This window comes from Streptomyces noursei, from assembly GCF_016917755.1.
In the GTDB taxonomy this organism is placed as follows: Bacteria; Actinomycetota; Actinomycetes; order Streptomycetales; family Streptomycetaceae; genus Streptomyces; species Streptomyces yunnanensis.
Genome location: NZ_CP070326.1, coordinates 3,800,102 through 3,818,673, shown reverse-complemented (window position 1 = coordinate 3,818,673; position 18,572 = coordinate 3,800,102). Strand labels below are relative to the sequence as shown.

At 73.3% G+C, this 18,572-nt stretch carries 15 protein-coding genes; 8 read left to right on the top strand and 7 right to left on the bottom strand.

Annotation, left to right across the window (positions count from 1 at the left end):
- Window positions 1–16: 16 nt before the first annotated feature.
- From JNO44_RS16875 to JNO44_RS16850, 6 genes are all read right to left on the bottom strand, one after another.
- Window positions 17–913, bottom strand: a complete 897-nt coding sequence (locus JNO44_RS16875; RefSeq protein ID WP_205365002.1) for a carbohydrate ABC transporter permease — start codon at window positions 911–913, stop codon at window positions 17–19.
- A 26-nt stretch (window positions 914–939) separates the two neighbouring features.
- Window positions 940–1,896, bottom strand: a complete 957-nt coding sequence (locus JNO44_RS16870; RefSeq protein WP_205365000.1) for a carbohydrate ABC transporter permease — start codon at window positions 1,894–1,896, stop codon at window positions 940–942.
- An 11-nt stretch (window positions 1,897–1,907) separates the two neighbouring features.
- Window positions 1,908–3,284 (bottom strand): ABC transporter substrate-binding protein, encoded by a 1,377-nt coding sequence (locus JNO44_RS16865; protein WP_205364999.1) that lies wholly within the window; start codon window positions 3,282–3,284, stop codon window positions 1,908–1,910.
- Between the two features lie 69 nt (window positions 3,285–3,353).
- The gene (locus JNO44_RS16860) at window positions 3,354–4,490 is read right to left on the bottom strand and encodes an ROK family transcriptional regulator (protein ID WP_205364998.1); all 1,137 of its coding nucleotides are present in this window, start codon (window positions 4,488–4,490) and stop codon (window positions 3,354–3,356) included.
- Between the two features lie 375 nt (window positions 4,491–4,865).
- A complete protein-coding gene (locus tag JNO44_RS16855) occupies window positions 4,866–5,204 on the bottom strand; it encodes a hypothetical protein (protein ID WP_205364997.1) in 339 nt (112 codons plus the stop codon).
- 144 nt (window positions 5,205–5,348) lie between these two features.
- The gene (locus JNO44_RS16850; RefSeq protein ID WP_205364996.1) at window positions 5,349–6,437 is read right to left on the bottom strand and encodes a mechanosensitive ion channel family protein; all 1,089 of its coding nucleotides are present in this window, start codon (window positions 6,435–6,437) and stop codon (window positions 5,349–5,351) included.
- Window positions 6,438–6,727: 290 nt separating this feature from the next.
- On the opposite strand from JNO44_RS16850, the gene JNO44_RS16845 reads away from it, so the two are divergent.
- On the top strand, window positions 6,728–7,264 hold the full coding sequence (locus JNO44_RS16845) for an HNH endonuclease (RefSeq protein ID WP_016575977.1): 537 nt from the start codon (window positions 6,728–6,730) through the stop codon (window positions 7,262–7,264).
- Between the two features lie 88 nt (window positions 7,265–7,352).
- On the opposite strand, the gene JNO44_RS16840 is transcribed toward JNO44_RS16845, so the two are convergent.
- Entirely contained in the window at window positions 7,353–10,313 is a 2,961-nt protein-coding gene (locus tag JNO44_RS16840; protein ID WP_205369934.1) for a glycoside hydrolase family 84 protein, read from the bottom strand.
- A gap of 579 nt (window positions 10,314–10,892) precedes the next feature.
- Here JNO44_RS16840 and JNO44_RS16835 point away from each other — a divergent pair.
- From JNO44_RS16835 to alc, 7 genes are all read left to right on the top strand, one after another.
- On the top strand, window positions 10,893–11,153 hold the full coding sequence (locus tag JNO44_RS16835) for a hypothetical protein (protein ID WP_073442280.1): 261 nt from the start codon (window positions 10,893–10,895) through the stop codon (window positions 11,151–11,153).
- 6 nt (window positions 11,154–11,159) lie between these two features.
- Window positions 11,160–13,358, top strand: a complete 2,199-nt coding sequence (gene malQ / locus JNO44_RS16830) for a 4-alpha-glucanotransferase (RefSeq protein WP_205364995.1) — start codon at window positions 11,160–11,162, stop codon at window positions 13,356–13,358.
- Window positions 13,359–13,623: 265 nt separating this feature from the next.
- A complete protein-coding gene (locus JNO44_RS16825; protein ID WP_039636362.1) occupies window positions 13,624–13,872 on the top strand; it encodes a hypothetical protein in 249 nt (82 codons plus the stop codon).
- Between the two features lie 314 nt (window positions 13,873–14,186).
- Window positions 14,187–15,161 (top strand): acyl-ACP desaturase, encoded by a 975-nt coding sequence (locus JNO44_RS16820; protein WP_039636364.1) that lies wholly within the window; start codon window positions 14,187–14,189, stop codon window positions 15,159–15,161.
- Between the two features lie 191 nt (window positions 15,162–15,352).
- Window positions 15,353–16,291, top strand: a complete 939-nt coding sequence (locus JNO44_RS16815) for a DMT family transporter (protein WP_205364994.1) — start codon at window positions 15,353–15,355, stop codon at window positions 16,289–16,291.
- Between the two features lie 35 nt (window positions 16,292–16,326).
- Window positions 16,327–17,301 (top strand): LysR family transcriptional regulator, encoded by a 975-nt coding sequence (locus tag JNO44_RS16810; protein ID WP_205364993.1) that lies wholly within the window; start codon window positions 16,327–16,329, stop codon window positions 17,299–17,301.
- Between the two features lie 96 nt (window positions 17,302–17,397).
- The gene (gene alc, locus JNO44_RS16805) at window positions 17,398–18,543 is read left to right on the top strand and encodes an allantoicase (RefSeq protein ID WP_205364991.1); all 1,146 of its coding nucleotides are present in this window, start codon (window positions 17,398–17,400) and stop codon (window positions 18,541–18,543) included.
- Window positions 18,544–18,572 lie beyond the last annotated feature (29 nt).

Below are 18,572 nucleotides of genomic sequence, written 5' to 3'. Positions count from 1 at the left end.
TGGCAGCATGTCCGTTTCAGCCCTTCACTCCGGTGAGTGTGACGCCTTCGACGAAGGCTTTCTGCGCGAAGAAGAAGACGACGATGACGGGGGTCATGACCAGCATCGTTGCGGCCATGGTGAGGTTCCAGTTGACGCTGTGCGCGCTCTTGAAGGACTCCAGGCCGTAGGAGAGCGTCCAGGCGGCCGGGTTCTGCGCGGTGTAGATCTGCGGCCCGAAGTAGTCGTTCCAGCAGAAGAAGAACTGGAAGAGGGCGATGGCGGCGATACCGGGGCGGGCCATCGGGACGACGATCCGCAGCAGGGTGCGCAGTTCGCCGCAGCCGTCCACCTTCGCGGACTCCAGGTATTCCTGTGGGATCGTCAGGAGGAACTGCCGGAGCAGGAAGATGGAGTAGGCGTCGCCGAACGCCATCGGGACGACCAGCGGCCAGATCGAACCGGTCAGGTGCAGTTGCTGCGCCCACACCAGGTACATCGGGATGACGACGACCTGGGGCGGCAGCATCATCGTGGAGATCACGAGGAGCATCGCCGTGCGGCGACCGCGGAAGCGGAAGCGGGCCAGCGCGTAGGCGACCGGGATCGCCGAGCAGACCGTGAAGAGGGTGCCCAGGCCCGCGTAGAGCAGGGAGTTCCGCCACCAGTCGAGGAAGCCGGGGGTGGTGAACACGGCGGCGTAGTTGGACCAGTTCCATTCGTGCGGCCACAGTTCGCCGCTCATCGCCTGGTCGTCGGTCATGACGGAGGTCAGGAAGACGAAGACGAAGGGGAGGAGGAAGAAGAGGGCGGCGGCGACCGCCACCGTGTGCACGGCGATCCAGTGCAGCAGTCGCGTGCGGCGCGCGCGGGCGGCCGGGGTGCCGGGGGTGCGGGCCCGGGCCGGGCGCCGGGTGAGCGTCGTGGTGGTCACGTCGGATCAGTCCTCCGTCATGGCGGTCAGTCCTCCGCCGGGAGCAGGCCGGCGCGCTTGCGCATCAGCAGGGTGGTGACGGTCATGGCGATGGCGAACAGCACCAGGGACAGGGCGCAGGCCGCGCCGGTGTTGAAGTTCTGGAAGCCCAGCGAGTAGATGAGCTGCGGCACGGTCAGGGTGGAGTGGTCCGGGTAGCCGGGCTGGATGACGCTGCCGGGGCCGATGGAGACGCCGGAGGCGAGTTTCCCGGCGACCAGCGCCTGGGTGTAGTACTGCATGGTCTGCACGACGCCGGTGACCACCGCGAACAGCACGATCGGGGTGATCGACGGCCAGGTCACATAGCGGAACCTCCCCCAGGCGCCGGCGCCGTCCAGCTCGGCGGCCTCGTACTGCTCCTTCGGGACGTCCAGCAGCGCCGCCATGAAGATCACCATCAGGTCGCCGATGCCCCACAGGGACAACAGGACCAGTGACGGCTTGGCCCAGGACGGGTCGTTGAACCACTCCGGGCCCGGGATGCCGAGCGCCCCGAGGATCTCGTTGACCGGCCCGGTGGCCGGGTTGAGCAGGAAGACGAAGGCGACGGTGGCGGCCACCGGCGGGGCCAGGTACGGCAGGTAGAACGCGGTGCGGAAGAAGCCGGCCCCGGATTTGACCTTGGTGACGAGCAGGCCGATGCCCAGTCCGAAGACCACCCGCAGCGCCACCATCACCACGACCAGCCAGAGCGTGTTCCACAGTGCCGGCCCGAACAGCGGCATCTGGGTCAGTACGTATTTCCAGTTCCGCAGTCCCACGAAAGCGGGTTGCTCGATCTGGTTGTAGTGCATGAAGGAGAAATAGCCGGTGGCGATCAGCGGGTAGCCGAAGAAGACCGAGAATCCGACGAGCCAGGGGGAGAGGAATCCCAGGATGCGCAGGCGTTCGCGGAGGTGTTTGCGCCGCAGCGCCGGGGCGGGGGAGGAGGGGGCTGCCATGGCGGGCTCCGTCAGTTCTCGGACTGGAGGGTGTCGGCGTCTATCCGTGCGTCGAGGTCACGCAGCCCCGCGTCGAGGTCGGGCACCTTTCCGGCCTCCGCCAGATAGGAGAAGTCCTGGAGCGAAGTGACGTACATGTCACCGTTGTTGGACGGGGGAAGCGCGGTGCTGTGCGGATTCGCGGCGATGCCGAGGAAGGTGCGGAAGTTCGGATCGACGTTCAGTTCGGGGGAGGTGAGTGCGGCTTTCGTGGACGGGACGTTGTGGATGGCGTTGGCGAAGGCGACGACCTGGTCGGTGTCCACGGTCAGGAACTTCACCAGTTCCCAGGCCGCGTTCTGGTGCCGGCTGCTGTGGGCGATTCCGGCGATGGTGCCGGTGAGGTAGCCCCGGCCGTAGCTGTCGGCCCGGTCGTCGGGCACCGGCATCGGCGCGACGCCCCAGGCGAACGGCGCCTTCGCCTTCTTGAGCATCAGGCCGCGCCATTCCCCGTCCATGTGCATGGCCACTTTCTGCCGCAGAAAGGCGTTCTGTGCGGACATCTCGTCGCCGAAGGTGGTGCGGAACTTCTCCGTCGGGCCGTATCCGCCCTGGGCGTCGATGATTTCCCGCTGGGTGGTGAGGAAATCCCGGGTGGACGGGTCCTTGGCCAGCTGGGATTTTCCGTTCCGGTCGAAGTAGGTGGGTCCCCACTGGGCGAAGAGTCGGTCCGGACTGTTCTGGTAGAGGCGGAAGTTGGGCATGAAGCCGACCTGCCGGTATCCGCCGTCCTTGGTGCGCCGGGTGAGTTTGGCGGCGTCCCGTTTCAACTCCGACATGGTGCGCGGTGGCCGGGTGATGCCGGCCTGCTCGAAGGCGTCCTTGTTGTAGTACAGCCCGTAGGTGTCGGCGAGCAGCGGCAGTGCGCACTGCCGGCCGCGGTACTGCGTGTAGGAGAGCAGGGTTTTCGGGAAGACCTTTTCCTTCGCCACGCCGCTCTTCTTCAGGAAGGGGTCGAGGTCCGCCCACATGCCGGACGAGCAGTACTGCCCCACGTTGTTGGTGGTGAAGGACGACACCACGTCGGGGGCGTCGCCGCCGCCGGCCCGCAGTGCCTGGTTCATGGTGGTGTCGGTGACGTTGCCGACCGTCTTCACCGTGATGTTGGGGTGGCGCTTCTCGAAGCGCGCGATGCTGTCGTCGATGGCCTTGACCTCGCCGGGGTCGGACCAACCGTGCCAGAAGGTGAGGGTGACCGGTCGTGTGGGGTCGTCGCGGTCGCTGCCGACGCCGGGGTTGGCGCAGCCCGCGGCGCAGAGTCCGGCGACGGCCAGGGCCAGCGGCAGGCCGATCCGCGCACGGCGGCGGGGACGGGAACGCGGTCGGACACCCGGGCGCGAGAGCGGCATGCGGACTTCCTTACGTCGGGGGTTCCCGGGGAGTCCGGACGAGGCTCCCCGGCCGTGCCGGCGGAGGGCTCATGCGGTGTCGAAGACCGCGTTCCGGGCCTCGGCGAGCGCCGTGCGCAGCGCGCCGGTGAGGATGGGGTTGCCCTCGATGTCGCTGATGCGGATTTCCGGGCGGGGCAGCGCGAGCCCGGTGAACTCCTCCTCGACCAGGGACCGCAGTGCCTGCCCGCCGGCCTGCGGCACCTCGCCGGAGAGCACCACCAGACGGGGGTCGACCACCGCGACCACCGCGGCCAGGCCGGTCGCCAGCCGCCGCGCCACCTCGGCCCGTACGTCGTCCCGGGCCAGCGCTTCGGCGACGGTGCGGACCTCCGGCGCGCCGCGTTCGTGGGCGAGTGCGACGACGCTGGGGGAGCCGACCAGCCGCTGGAAGCCGCCGCCCGCGTCCGGCCGGGCGGCGCTGCGCTCGCCGTCCCGGGCCAGCGGGGCGCCGGGCAGCGGCATGTAGCCGATCTCGCCCGCGCCGCCGGTGGCCCCGCGCAGCAGCCGGCCGTCCAGCACGATCGCGGCGCCCACGCCCTCGTCGACCCATACCAGGACGAAGTCGTCGAAGTCCTGGGCGGCGCCGTCGTGTTGCTCGGCCACCGCGGCCAGGTTCACGTCGTTCTCGATGACGAGGGGGACGCCGAGGACCTCGGCGAGTTCCTCGCGCAGCGCCCGCGACTGCCAGCCGGGCAGGTGGGGCGCGTAGCGCAGCAGGCCGGTCTGCGGGTCCAGTGCGCCGGGGGTGCCGATCACCGCGCGGTGCAGCTGCCCGCGCTCCAGCCCTGCCTCGGCCAGTGCCCCGTCCACGGCCTTCGCCACCAGCTGGGCCGTGAGGTCGGTGGTGTCGTCGGGGACCGCGTCGGTGTCCACCCGGGCCTGGCCGAGCACCTGTCCGGTGATGTCGGCGACGGCGGCGGTGATGCCCAGTTGGTCCACGGCCAGCGCGGCGACGTGCGCGGCGGCCGGGTCGATCTCGTAGAGCTGGGCGCTGGGTCCCGGGCGGCCGGTGACGTTGCCGGTCGTGCGGACCAGTCCCGCCGCGGTCAGCCGGGCCAGCAGCTGGGAGGCGGTGGGCTTCGACAGCCCCGTCAGTTCGCCGATCTGGGTGCGCGTCAGGGGGCCTTGGGACACCAGCAGGTCCAGCGCGGCCCGGTCGTTCATGGCTCGCAGCACCCTCGGTGTGCCCGGCGTTCCCTGTCCTGCTGCGGCCATGGTTGCTGCCCACCCCGTATTCCGTGCGGAAGCTGTCCCGAAGGTGTCTGTTAGGAAACCTTCCAATTGCTGGCAAGGAAGGTAGGCCGCGTGCCGGGCGCGCGTCAATGGTTCGGACGAGGGTTTCGCCGTGTCGTGGGTGGGGTGGGCGCGGTGCGGCATGGAGAGAGGGGCGCCCGGCGGTCGGCCGGCGCGCCCCTCGTGATCCCCCGTGTCCCCCGTGCTCCGTGCCCCCGTGTCCCCCGTGCTCCGTGCCCCCGTATCCCCCGTGCGTGCCGGGCCGGGCCCCTCGGGCTGGAGCCTCAGGCCCCGGTCATCGCGACCTCAGCCCTCTTCCCAGTTGACGCTGCCGACGCCGGTGCCGACGTCGCAGGTGGCCTCGGAGTGGTCCCGGGCGCCCGGGTTGAGGGTCCGCCACGGGCCGGTCTGGTCGGGCCACAGGCCGCAGACCACGGTGACCCGGAAGGCGATGGTGCGGTTGGTGTTGTTGGTGCAGTCCGCGACGCCCCGGCGGCCGTCGGTGGTGGTGGTGCAGGTGAGGTCGTTCTTGATCTGCGGCCGCGCCGCGGCGGAGGCGGGGGCCGCGGCGGTCAGGGCCGCCGCGCTGCCGAGCATCAGGACCGAAGCGACGGCCCCCGTGGCCACGCGATTGCGGATCTTCATGGTGAAGTCTCCTTCTCCGTCGTTGGTGTCGGTCGCTGCCGACACCCCGGACACGAAGCAGGACCGTGGTACGTATGACAGAGGGGCATGTGATCTGGGTCACATGCCCCTCTGTTCTGGTGTCCCGCCTGTCGGGCGCGGGGACTACTGCTTGCCCAGCTGCGGCGGCGCGATCGGCGTCGTCGCCTGGGACTGCGGCGACGTCGGGTTGTTGAACGCCGACGGGGCGGCGACCACGGTGGACGGGTCGGCCGTCGCCGCCTCTCCCTCCTCGGTGACCGGCCGCGGCGCCAGGTGGATGCCGGCCGCGTCCAGCGCGTGCTTGATGCGCCAGCGCAGCTCGCGCTCGACGCCCGCCGCCTTGCCCGGCATGGTCTTGGCCGAGACGCTGACCGTGACGGTGTCCACCGAGACCTCGCTCAGGCCCAGCACCTCCACCGGCTCCCACAGTTGCTCGTTCCACGGCTCGGCCTTGGACATCGCCTCGCCGGCGTCGGTGATCACCGTGCGGGCCCGCTCCAGGTCCTGGTTCGCGGCGACCAGGACGTCGACGCTCGCGGTCGACCAGCCCTGGCTGAGGTTGCCGATCCGCTTGACCTCGCCGTTGCGGATGTACCAGATCGCACCGTTGGCGCCGCGCAGCTTGGTGACCCGCAGGCCGACCTCGACGACCGTACCGGTGGCCACGCCCGCGTCGATCTCGTCGCCGACGCCGTACTGGTCCTCCAGGATCATGAAGACGCCGGAGAGGAAGTCGGTGACGAGGTTGCGCGCGCCGAAACCGATCGCGACACCGGCCACACCCGCGCTGGCCAGCAGCGGCGCCAGGTTGATCTGGAGCACCGAGAGCACGGTCAGCGCGGCCGTACCCATGATCACGAACGAGGCGACGCTGCGCAGCACCGAGCCGATCGCCTCCGAGCGCTGCCGCCGGCGCTCGGCGTTGACCAGCAGCCCGCCCAGCGCGGTGTGCTGGGCCGCGGCCGCGGTGCGGTTCATCCGCTCGATGAGCTTGGTGATGGTGCGGCGTATCACGTGCCGCAGGACCACCGCGATCACGATGATCAGGATGATCTGGAGGGCGGACGTGAGCCACGTCCCCCAGTTCGCCTGTATCCAGTCGGCGGCGTTGGTGGCCTTCTGGGTGGCCTCGTCGAGGGAGGTAGGACCGGTTGAACCGGACGCGGCGGTGCGCAGCGGCGCGGCGGCGGCCGGCGGGGCGGACCAGTACACAGCGGAACCTTCCGTGAGGGACAGCAGGCCCGGCCCGCTCAGGGACCCGAGAAAGCCGGGCAGACCTACCACACTAACGGGGCAACGCGGGCGGACCGCCCCTGTGTTCGATCAAGGAGGGTCCGGGAAGGCCGGAATGAGCCGGATCTGGACGGATCCGCGGCGCTGTGGTGGAAAACACCTCCGGCCCGTTACCTGGTCATGGTGGCGCGCCGACCAGGCACCGGGGGACACTGTGGGGAGATCGTCCCGGCGCGAGCCACGCGCCGCCGGCGTACAAGGAGGCACCCGTGCCGCATGTCCTGGTCCTCAATGCGTCGTACGAGCCGCTCGGCGTCGTACCGCTCCGCCGCGCGCTCGTCCTCGTCCTCAATGAGAAGGCCGTCAGCCTTGAGGAATCCGGCGCCCTGATGCACAGCGCGACCCATGTCATACCGGCTCCGAGCGTGGTCCGCTTGAAGCGGTTTGTGAGAGTGCCCTTTCGGGGCCCCGTCCCGCTGACCCGACGGGCGCTGTTCGCCCGGGACGGCGGGCGTTGTATGTATTGCGGTGGCGTCGCAACCAGCGTCGACCACGTCATCCCGCGCAGCCGCGGCGGCCAGCACACCTGGGAGAACGTCGTCGCCGCGTGCCGGCGCTGCAACCACGTCAAGGCCGACCGCCATGTCGCCGAGATCGGCTGGCGGCTGCGCCATCAGCCCGCCCCGCCGTCAGGACTGGCCTGGCGCATCATCGGCACGGGGCATAGGGACCCGCGCTGGCTGCCCTACTTGCAGCCGTACGGCGCGGATGACGCCTTGGCCCGGATCGATGCCGTATCGGCGTAGATCCGGGTTTTTGCGTCGGTGAGCCGGCGTTTCCGGCGGGGCGGGGGCGCTACGCGGCCCCGCCCCGCCGGGCCGGCCCGGACTCGGCCTAGGGAGTGTCCGTCACCGCGTACGCCTCGACGCCCCACAGCGAGTACCCGAACCGCGTCGCCCGCTTGTCGCCCTGGATGCGGACGTAGCGGGCGTCCTTGGCGTCCATCCGCACCGCCTCCCGGCCGCCCTTGCCGTCGCGGACGGTGGCCGCGGTGCGCCAGGTGCGGCCGTCGGCGGAGACCTGGATGCGGTACGCGGCGGCGTAGGCGTCCTGCCAGTGCAGGACGACCAGACCCAGCCGGGTCGGGCCGGGCAGGGCGAACTGGAGCCAGGAGTCGTCCTCGGCGGGGGAAGACCAGCGGGTCCTCGGATCGCCGTCGGTGGCCGCGGACGCCGGGAAGTCGTCCGTCTCGTCGCCGGAGGAGGTGGTCTGCGCGCCGCGCGCCAGATCGGGCCCGCCGGTGGCCGGGAAGACCCGGAGGGTCAGCCGCTGCTCCTGCCCGGCGAAGGCGACGGTGACCTGGTACGTCCCGGACGCGGCGTCCTTGGGGATGTCCACGGTGAGCGGGACCAGCGCGGTGCCGCCCCGCGGCGCGGTCAGCTCCCGCGGCGCGTGGACGGTGAAGCCCTTGGGCGCGGTGATCGTCAGCGGGCCGTGCACGTCGCCGGGGCGGCGGGAGGAGACCCGGGCCTGCACCGTGAACGGGCCGCCGGTCTGGGCGTCGCCCTCGGTGCGGGAGAGTTCGAGTCCGGCCCGCGGGGTGTCGTCGAACCACGGGGTGAGCGCGTGCACGTGCGGCGCCGGGGTGTCGCCGCCCCAGGTCAGCCGGACCGCGTCGGCGCGCAACCCGGCCGTGCGGGCCTCCGTCCAGCCGGTCGCGGACAGCGGCCCCAGGCGCTGCCAGCCGGCCCCCGGCACGTGCGCCTCCAGGGAGACCGCGCCGGCGGCCGGCCCCGGCTCGGTGAGCGCGCTCACCGCGGCCAGCGGCCGTACGCGGGGGAAGGGGACGGTCAGTGCGGTGCGGCCGTCGCCGCGGTCCGGTGCCGGGGCGCCGCCGCGGGCCCCCGTCCAGGCGTCCGCCTCGGTCATCGCCCGCTCCAGGAACGGCGCCAGGACGCCCTTGCCGACCGTCACCGGACTCCGGCCGATCTCCGTCCGCAGCCGCAGCACCGTGCGCTGCGCCGCCCAGGCGGCGTCGCCGTCGTCCCGGGCCTGCGCCACCAGGGTGTCCACGGCCTGCGCCCCGGCGTCCCCGAAGCGGCCCAACTGCTCGGCCCACGGCCCGACTTCGGCCCGCAGGTCGGAGGCCAGGTCCCGGGGCGTGCTGCTCATGGTGCGGAAGGCGGCCCGCAGCGCCGTCGCGGCCTTGGCGAAGCCCGGGTCGTCCCCGGGCCGGCCGGTGTCGACGGCCGCCGCACGGGCCTTCCAGAACCGGTCGATGAGCGGCTGGAGGTAGCCCGACTCCTCGCGGTCGAGCAGGGACGACGCGGCGTTCCCGGCCAGCGCGCGGAGCGCCGTGCGGGCCTTGGGGTCGCCGCCGGCCAGGTCGTCGATGGCCGCCTCCCAGGACTGCGCGGGCCGGTAGTCGCGCGGGTTCCAGGCGTAGTCGGCGGCGGTGAACAGCGGGATCCGGGACGCCAGCGGCTGCTCCATGGCGTTGGCGAGCAGCGCCGCCGAGCCGGTGGCGACGGCCGGTTCGCGGCCGGTGTAGGGGCCGAGGAAGATCCGGTCCTGGGCGTAGTCGTTGACCGGGTAGTTGTCCATGGTGACCAGGGGGTGGCCGAACGCCTCGCGGGCGGCGGACAGTTCGCCGCCGGTGATGGTCCGCGGGACCACCCCGACGCCCGTCCAGGCCACCTCCACGCGGTCGTTGAGCGCCGACGCCAGCGCGCTGCGGTAGGCGGTCGCGCCGTCCTGGTAGAACTCGGTCGGCATCAAGGACAGCGGGGCCGCGTCGGGGTGCCGCTCGGCGAGGTGCCGGGCCAGCGCGTTGGCGACCCCGGCCTGGGCCTTGGCGGCGGCCTGCGGCCCGGTCCCGAACGTCTCCTCGTCGGCGGCGCAGTGCCACTCGCTGTAGCTGACGTCCTGGAACTGGAGCTGGAAGGAGCGCACCCCCAGCGCCCACATCGCGTCCACCTTGCGGCGCAGCGCCCGCAGGTCGTCCTCCGAGGACAGGCACATCGCCGCTCCGGGCGCCACCGCCCAGCCGAGGGTGACGTGGTTGGCGCGGGCCCGCTCGGCCAGCGCCCGGAAGTCGGCGCGCTGCTCGGCCGGGTACGGGTCGCGCCACCGCGCCTGCCGGTAGGGGTCGTCCCCGGGGGCGTAGAGGTACTGGTTCTGCTTGGTGCGGCCCATGAAGTCCAGCTGGGCCAGCCGCTGCGCCCGGCTCCACGGCTGCCCGTAGAAGCCCTCGGTGGTGCCGCGGACACCGGTGGCCGGCCAGTCCCGGACGGTCACCGAGGCCAGCTGTCGCGTCCCGTCGGGGCCGTCGGCGACCAGCTGGCGCAGGGTCTGCGCGGCGTGGAAGAGGCCGTCCGGGCCGACGCCGTCCAGCGCGACGGTGTCCCGGCCGGCGACCTGGCCCACGGCGAGGCGGTAGCCCCCGGACGGCAGGTCGCCGCGGGCCGGCACCCGCAGGGTCCGCAGGGCGTCGTCGGCGGGCGCCCCGCCGACCAGCAGCACCGGCCCGTCAGCGGGCAGCCGGTCGCCGGGCGCGGCCTGCCGCACGGTGCGCACCCCGGCGTCCCGCAGCAGTCCGCGCAGCACGTCGAGGGCGTACGGGTCGGTGCCCGGCGGGGCCACCAGCGTCGCCGTCGGGCCGAGCGGGACCGCGGCGCCGAGCTGCCGCATCGACTGGGGGCGCGGCCAGACCGCCGGCAGGGTGCCGGCGTCGGTGGGCCGGCCGGGCTGGTCGGGGGTGCCGGCGGCGGGCCCGACAGGCGCCGCCTGGGCCGCCGGGACGCCGCCGAGCAGCCCCCCTATGACGGCGGCGGCCAGCGCGGTGGTCCCCGCCACCCGCGCCCGGCTGCTGCCCCTGCCCCTGCCCGTACCGGCTCTGCCGCCCCATACGCCCCGGACTCGCACGGTCGCTCCTCGTCCCCGTATCTCGTGCTGCTCACCGGCTTCCGCCGGTTCCCCCTGTGTCCCGCCGTCCGGCCGTCGCGGCACCGCTCGCGCGCCAGGGGCCCGACCTGCGGACGGGTGCCGCGGTGCGGGCCTGGTGGTCGTGGTGCGCGTGGCGCGGGACCGGGGGGTGTCGCCACCCTTCGGTCCTGTTCGGACAGACCTTCGGCGGTGAGCCCACCATTGTCGCGGTGAGGGTGTCAACCGGGCCTCGGGCTGGTTCCCGGGTGGCCGCCGGATCGCCCGCTTTCTTCCCATGTGTGACTAGGCCATGACACGTCCCGTCCCGCAGGAATTGCGTTCCCGGGCGCCACCGTCCGGCGTTCTGTGCGCCGCACGGCGCTCCCCGCCGCGAAATCGCCGGTCGGCGTCGTACTGTGACGTGAGTCACGTTTGCTGGGTGAAGGCGTCTGCCGCCGTGTCGACTGGGTAGGGCAGACGTGTCCCACTACCGACGAACGGGAGGCCCTCGTGGCCGCATCCGCTCAGTTGCTCCTCGACGCCCTCTCGGTCAAACCCGGCGGCGAGCCCGGGCTCTTCGACGGGGTGTCCGGCCCCGACTCCGGCCTGGAGGGCTCCGGCTCGTACAGCTTCACCGAGCCGCCGCTCACCAGCGAGCCCCCGCTCGCCGACAGCGCCCCGCTCACCAGCGAGGTCCCCATCGCCGCCGAACTCCCGCTGACCAGCGAACCGACCGCCACCGGTCTGGGCACGGAGTCGATGGAGGTCTGAGCAGCCATGAGCCGCGCCCGACTCGCCCGGCTCCACGGCATCGCCACGTCCTACGAACCCGCACCGGGCCGCACGCTCCACCTCACCGACGACACCGTCGTCGCCGTGCTCGCCGCACTGGGCATCGACGCCTCCACCCCGCAGGCCGTCCGCGCCGCCCTGGCCGCCCACGATGAGACCGCCGGCCGGGCCCTCCTGCCGCCCACCGTCACCGCCCGCGCCGGCCGCCCACCGCGCCTGCCGGACCTCCCCGAGGGCACCGTCCTGAGCGTCCGCACCGAGGGCGGCGCGCTCATCGGTGCGGAAGTACGGGACGGCGCCGCGCACACCGGTACCCAGGACCCCGCGGCGCTCGCCGCGCTCCCGCTCGGCGTCCACGACCTCCGCGCCGACGCCCCCGACGGCCGCACCGCCCGCGCCCACCTGGTCGTCGCCCCCGACACCGTGCCTGCCCCGCCCGGCCGCAACCACGGCTTCCTCGTCCAGCTCTACTCCCTGCTCTCCCGCCACTCCTGGGGCATGGGCGACCTCGGCGACCTCGCCGACCTCGCCGCCTGGTCCGGGCGCACCCTGGGCACCGGCTTCGTCCAGCTCAACCCCCTGCACGCGGCGGTGCCCGGCCCGCCCACCGACCCCTCCCCCTACCGCCCCTCCTCGCGCCGCTTCCCCGACCCCGTCCACCTGCGGATCGAGCAGATCCCCGAGTACGCCCACCTGACCGGCCCCGACCGCCGGCGGGCCGACGAACTGGCCGCCCGCGCCGGCGCGCTGCGCGACGACGTCCTCGAACGCGGCGGACTCATCGACCGGGACGCGGTATGGGCCCTCAAGCGCCAGGCCCTGGAACTCCTGTGCGCCGTCCCGCTCGGCCCCGGACGGCGCGCCGCGTACTGCGACTTCCTCGCCGTCCAGGGCCAGGCCCTGGACGACCACGCCACCTGGTGCGCGCTCGCCGAGCGGCACGGCCCCGACTGGCGCGCCTGGCCGGCCGGTCTGCGCGACCCCCGCTCACCGGAGACCGCCCGGATCCGCCACGGGCTGCTGGACCGCATCGACTTCCACTCCCGGCTCGCCTGGTTCACCGACGAGCAGCTGGCCGCCGCCCAGCGGGCCGCCCGCGACGCCGGCATGGCCATCGGGCTCGTCCACGACCTCGCCGTCGGCGTCCACCCCTCCGGCGCCGACACCTGGGCCCAGCAGGACGCCTTCGCCGTCGGGATGTCCATCGGGGCGCCGCCGGACGCCTTCAACTCCCGCGGCCAGGACTGGGGCCTGCCGCCCTGGCGCCCGGACGCCCTGGCCGCCGCCGGTTACGCCCCCTACCGCGCCCTGCTGCGCGGTCTGCTCCGGCACGCCGGCGCCCTGCGCATCGACCATGTGATGGGCCTGTTCCGGCTGTGGTGGGTCCCCGAAGGCCGACCGCCGACCGAGGGCGCCTACGTCCGCTACGACGGCGAGGCGATGCTCTCGGTGCTGGCCCTGGAGGCCCGTCGCGCCGGCGCCGCCGTGATCGGCGAGGACCTCGGCACGGTCGAACCGGGCGTGCGGGAGGCCCTGGCCGACCGCGGCGTCCTGGGCACCTCCGTCCTGTGGTTCGAACGGGACTACAGCACCGGCGCCGCGGCCGACGGGGACGCCGGGGCCGATGGAGGCGATGGAGGCGATGGAGGCGATGGGGACGCCGAGGCCGACGGGGACGCCCGGGCCCCGGAGGGCGCCGCCACCGAGGCCCGCATCCTCGCCCCCGACGAGTGGCGCACCGGCTGCCTGGCCACCGTCACCACCCACGACCTGCCACCCACCGCCGCCCGGCTCACCGGCGCGGACGTCGCGCTGCGGGCGCGCCTCGGCCTGCTCGCCGGGCCGCCGGAGCGCGAGCGCTCCCGGGCCGGCCACGAACTGCGGGCATGGCTCGGCGCGTTGTCCCGCCACGGCCTGCTGCCCGAGGGCGCCGGCGACGAGGAGGCGGTGGTCAAGGCCGTGCACCGCTTCCTGCTGCGCACCCCGGCGCGGATGATCGGCGTCTGGCTCCCCGACGCGGTGGGCGACCGCCGGCCGCAGAACCTCCCCGGCACCTGGGACGAGTACCCCAACTGGCGCCTGCCCATCGCCGGCCCCGACGGCCGCCCGCACACCCTCGAAGAGCTCGCCGCCTCGCCCCGACTCCACGCGCTGATGCGGGAGTTGGCGCTCCTCGACCGCTGACCGCGCCCCGCGGCGCGCCCCCGCCGGCCGACCGCCACGGGGGCGGGCCCCTCCGGTGCCTGCGGCGCTCCCGGCCAGGGCGGTCGGGGCGCGACCGGCCGGGGGAGGGCCCCGGGGGCGCCCGGCCGGGGAGGCCCCCAGGGGCGCCGCCGGTGACGGCGCCGCCCCGCCCCCGATGCCCACCGCCGGGCCGTCCGGCCTGCCGGTATGCCGCTTGCCCCACCCCGGACGCGCGGGGCGGACCACCGTCCGCTACGTTGAACGGGTGAGCAACAAGGTCAAGAACACCGCCCTGCGCGCCGGAACCATCACCGCCGGCACCGCGCTGATGCTGCTGATGTCGTCCCCCGCGTTTGCGCTCACCCGCGACGACGGTGACGACCCGGGTCCGGGCCTGAGCGTGATCCAGACGCTCGGCCTCTACGTCGTCGCGCCCATCGTGCTCTTCCTGGTCATCGCCGGACTGGTCATGGCGACCGACAAGTCCCGCAAGCAGGCCAAGTCCAAGGGCTGACCCGCACAGCCCTGCGCGGGCCGCCCGCCCGCGCCCATGACGCCTTCACAGGGGCGCCCCTCGGTTCTTCCCGGACCGAGGGGCGCCCCTTTTGCGTAGGCGCGAACGCGCACCCGAAAAAACAACTACAGAGCGGTAGTTACACACCTTTCCGGGCAATTCCCTCAAGGGTCCTCCCTGTGGATCTTCCTTGGGTGCGCCTGGGGGTGCCCTTGGGACGGTGCTTAACCGACGCGTACCTACGATGGCGTAACCTACGGGGCCGTAAGTCAAACCTACGGATCCGTAGGTCCGTCGTCCCCAGGAGTGCCCCCGTGACCATCGCCCCCGACCGCCTCGACGGAGCGCGCGGCCAGGCCGCCTGGACCGACACCCGACTGCTGTACGCCCTGGAGGAGGTCGTCGAGAACGAGCTCAACCGGCACCTGAAGGTCGCCAAGGAGTGGATGCCGCACGAGTACGTGCCGTGGAGCGACGGGCGGAACTTCGACGGGGTGCTGGACGGCGAGCCCTGGGCGCCCGACCAGTCCAAGGTCACCTCCATCGGTCGGACGGCGCTGGTGGTCAACCTCCTCACCGAGGACAACCTCCCCAGCTACCACCACGAGATCGCCAGCCTCTTCGGCCGGGACGGCGCCTGGGGCACCTGGGTGCACCGCTGGACGGCGGAGGAGGGCCGGCACGGCATCGTGATGCGCGACTACCTGCTCACCAGCCGCGCCGTGGACCCGGTCGAGCTGGAGCGGTTCCGGATGGCCCACATGTCCGCCGGCTTCGAGTCCGACAACGCGCACAGCATGCTGCACTCGGTGGCGTACGTCGCCTTCCAGGAGCTGGCCACCCGGATCTCGCACCGCAACACCGGCCGGCACTCCGGCGACCCGGTGTGCGACCAGATGCTGGCCCGGATCGCCACCGACGAGAACCTCCACATGGTCTTCTACCGCAACCTCCTCGGCGCGGCCTTCGAGCTGGCCCCCGACCGCACGATGTGCGCCGTGCGGGACGTGGTCACCGGCTTCCGGATGCCCGGCCACGGCATGCCCGGCTTCGAGCGGGCCGCCGTCCAGATGGCCCTCGGCGGCATCTACAACCTGCGGATCCACCACGACGAGGTGCTCCAGCCGGTGCTGCGCTACCTGAAGGTGCTGGAGCGCGGCGGGCTGGGCCCGGAGGGGCTCGCCGCCCAGGACGAGCTGGGGGCGTACCTGGAGGGCCTGGACGGGCAGGCGCGCCGCTTCGACGAGCGGCAGGCCGCGATCCTCGCCCGGCGGGCGGCCCGGGGCTGAGGCGCCGCCCGGGCCACTCGGACCGATCGGGTCGTTCGGGCCGGTGGGGTTGGGCGGGCGGGGCGGCCGGGCGCCCCGCAGGGCCAAACCTTTCAGTTCTACTGAAAGAAATGGTCCGAAGTATTCGATGGACCTGATGAGTGAGGGACTGCCACGGTGGATCCGTATCCACCATCGAGGGAGAGGCAACCGTGGCAGTCCTGGAGCGGGCCCGCAGCTACCGCACACCGTCCACTCAGGCCGTGGGGCTGGCCCTGGCCCTGACGGCGACCGTCGTCTGGTCCGGCAACTTCGTCATCGCCCGCGCCCTGCACGGGGCCGTGCCGCCCGTCCAGACCGCGTTCTGGCGCTGGATCATCGCGCTGCTGGCGGTCGCCCCGTTCGCCTGGGGGCAGGTCCGCGGGGAGTGGCCGGTGATCCGCCGGCACCTCGGATTCCTGGCGCTGGCGGCCCTGTTGGGCGTCACCCTCTTCAACACCCTGATCTACACGGCCGGGAAGACCACCTCGGCCACCAACATGGCGATGATCGCGGCGGCTTCGCCGATGATGATCGCCCTGTTCGACCTGGTCGGCGCCCGACGCGGCGGGCGCGAGCCGCTGGGCGCCCGCCGCGTCGCGGGCATGGTGATCGCGCTGCTGGGCGTGCTCACCCTGGTCGGCAAGGGCTCGCCGACCGCGGTGCTGCACCTGGACTTCGCCGTCGGCGACCTGTGGATGCTGGCGGCAACCGCCACCTTCGCCGGGTACAGCGCGCTGCTGCGCCGCCGCCCCGAGGGGATCGGCGGACGCTCGTTCCTCTTCATGACGTTCGTGTTGGGCGCCGCGATGCTGGTGCCCGCCTACGCCGTCAGCCTCGCCGCGGAGGGCGGTTTCCCGCTCACCGCGGGGACGGTCGGACCGCTGCTCTACATCGGGGTGTGCTCCTCCGCAGTCGCCTACTTCACCTGGAACAAGGCGATCGCCCTGGTGGGCGCCGCCCGCGCCGGGGCCGTCTACTACCTCCAGCCGGTGTGCGTGGCGCTGCTCTCGCTGGCCGTACTGGGCGAGGGGATCGGCACGGTGCAGGTGCTCTGCATGGGACTGATCGTCGCCGGGGTGGCCCTCGGGGCGGCGGGCACCCCACGGTGAGCGGACCGGCCGAGCCGGGTGCGTACGCTGCCCGCATGGCCGACTGGGACATCAAGAAGCTGCGGATCCTGCGCACCCTCCAGGATCTGGGCACGGTCACCGCGACCGCCGAGGCGCTGCACATGACGCCCTCGGCGGTTTCGCAGCAGCTGACGGGGCTCGCCAAGTCCCTCGGGGTGACGCTGCTGGAGGCGCACGGCCGGCGGGTCCGGCTGACCGGCGCCGCCCACCTGGTGCTGCGGCACGCCGAGGCGGTCTTCGCGCAGCTGGAGCGGGCCGACGCGGACCTCCTGGGCTATCTCCAGGGCGAGGCCGGCACGGTACGGGTCGGCGCCTTCTCCACCGCCATCCCGGCGCTGGTGGTCCCCGCCGTCCAGGAGCTGCGCCGCACCCACCCGGGTCTGGCCGTGGCCGTGCGGGAGGCGGAGGCGGAGGCGGCCTACGAGCTGCTGGCCGAGGGCAGCGTCGATCTGGCGCTGTCGCTGGCGGCGCACGCGCCCACCCCGCGCGACCCGAAGTTCAGCCGGGTCTCGCTGCTCGCCGACCCGTTGGACGTGGCGCTGCCGGCCGGTCATCCGCTCGCCGCCGAGCCGGGGTTGCGGCTGGCCGACCTGGCCGGCGAACCGTGGATCTTCGGCACCAGCGGCCCGTGGTCGCAGATCACCACCGCCGCGTGCGAGAACGCCGGGTTCGTCCCCGAGCAGGCGCACGCGGCCGCCGACTGGAGCGCGATCTGGGCGATGGTCGCGGCCGGGATGGGGGTGGCGCTGGTGCCGCGGATGGCGATGGCGGGCGGTCTGCGGGCCCCCGGGCACGGCAGCGGGGTCGCACTGCGGGTGCTCCACGCCGACCAGCCGCGCCGCCATGTGGTCGCCGCCGCCCGGCGCGGCTCCGAGGGCGCGCCGGGCCTGGCCCGGGTGCTGGCCGCGCTCCGCCAGGCCGCCGCCCGCCAGGCCACCGTGGGCCGGGCCGGCGGCGACGGCGGACCGGCGACCTTTCAGTCCGACTGAAGATATTCCTCACGAACTTTCGATGGACCTGTCGGGTGGTGCGCTGCGACGGTGGAGCGGTCCCCAGCACCGTCCGCAGGAGCAGAAGGGAAACGCATGCCCGCCACCCCGGCCGCCGATTCCACCGATCCGCACGCCAACGACGCCCAGCCGTACGCCGGCGGCGACCCGTACGCCGACTACCGCGGCGGTGACTTCTCCTTCACCTCGCTCGTCGACCTGGCCGACCGCCGCTTCGGCGCCGGTGTGATCGCCGCCAACGACGAGTTCTTCGCCGAGCGGGAGAACCTGCTGAAGCCGACCCCGGCGGTCTTCGACCCCGAGCACTTCGGTCACAAGGGCAAGATCATGGACGGCTGGGAGACCCGGCGCCGGCGCGGTGCCGACGGCGACCACCCCTTCCCCACCGCGGACGAGCACGACTGGGCGCTGATCCGCCTCGCCGCCCCCGGCGTGATCCGCGGCGTCATCGTCGACACCGCCCACTTCCGCGGCAACTACCCGCAGCAGGTCACCGTCGAGGCCACCGCGCTGCCCGGCAGCCCCGGCCCCGAGGACCTGCTCGCCGACGACGTGAAGTGGGAGGAGCTCGTCCCCCGCACGCCCGTACGCGGCCACGCCGCCAACGGCTTCGAGGTCACCGCCGAGCGCCGCTTCACCCACCTCCGCCTCAAGCAGCACCCCGACGGCGGCATAGCCCGCCTCCGGGTCTACGGCGAGGTGGTCCCCGACCCGGAGTGGCTGGACGTGCTGGGCACCCTGGACCTGGCCTCGGTGATGCACGGCGGCACCGTCGAGGACGCCTCCGACCGCTTCTACTCCTCGCCCACCCAGATCATCCAGCCCGACCTCTCGCGCAAGATGGACGACGGCTGGGAGAACCGCCGCCGCCGGGTCCGGGGCACCAACGACTGGGTGCGGTTCAAGCTCGCCGCGCAGGGCGAGATCTGCGCCGTCGAGATCGACACCGCCTACCTCAAGGGCAACTCGGCCGGCTGGGCCCGGCTCTCGGGCTGCGACGGGAACCCGGACGACGCGTCCGCGTGGTTCGAGATCCTGCCCAGGACCAAGCTCCAGCCCGACACCCCGCACCGCTTCGTGCTGCCCCGCCGGGTGACCGCCACCCACGTCCGCCTGGACGTCTACCCCGACGGCGGCCTGGCCCGGATGCGGGTGCACGGCGACCTCACCGACGCCGGCCGGGCCGAACTGGTCCGCCGCTTCGACGAGCTGAGCGGCTGAGCCGCGCGTCCCGCCGGGCCCCGTGGGAG

Bases quoted from the DNA above. Each gene is read 5' to 3' on its own strand.
- JNO44_RS16855 (WP_205364997.1), bottom strand. From the start codon at position 5,204: ATGAAGATCCGCAATCGCGTGGCCACGGGGGCCGTCGCTTCGGTCCTG.
- malQ (WP_205364995.1), top strand. From the start codon at position 11,160: ATGAGCCGCGCCCGACTCGCCCGGCTCCACGGCATCGCCACGTCCTAC.
- JNO44_RS16860 (WP_205364998.1), bottom strand. From the start codon at position 4,490: ATGAACGACCGGGCCGCGCTGGACCTGCTGGTGTCCCAAGGCCCCCTG.
- alc (WP_205364991.1), top strand. From the start codon at position 17,398: ATGCCCGCCACCCCGGCCGCCGATTCCACCGATCCGCACGCCAACGAC.
- JNO44_RS16870 (WP_205365000.1), bottom strand. From the start codon at position 1,896: ATGGCAGCCCCCTCCTCCCCCGCCCCGGCGCTGCGGCGCAAACACCTC.
- JNO44_RS16810 (WP_205364993.1), top strand. From the start codon at position 16,327: ATGGCCGACTGGGACATCAAGAAGCTGCGGATCCTGCGCACCCTCCAG.
- JNO44_RS16865 (WP_205364999.1), bottom strand. From the start codon at position 3,284: ATGCCGCTCTCGCGCCCGGGTGTCCGACCGCGTTCCCGTCCCCGCCGC.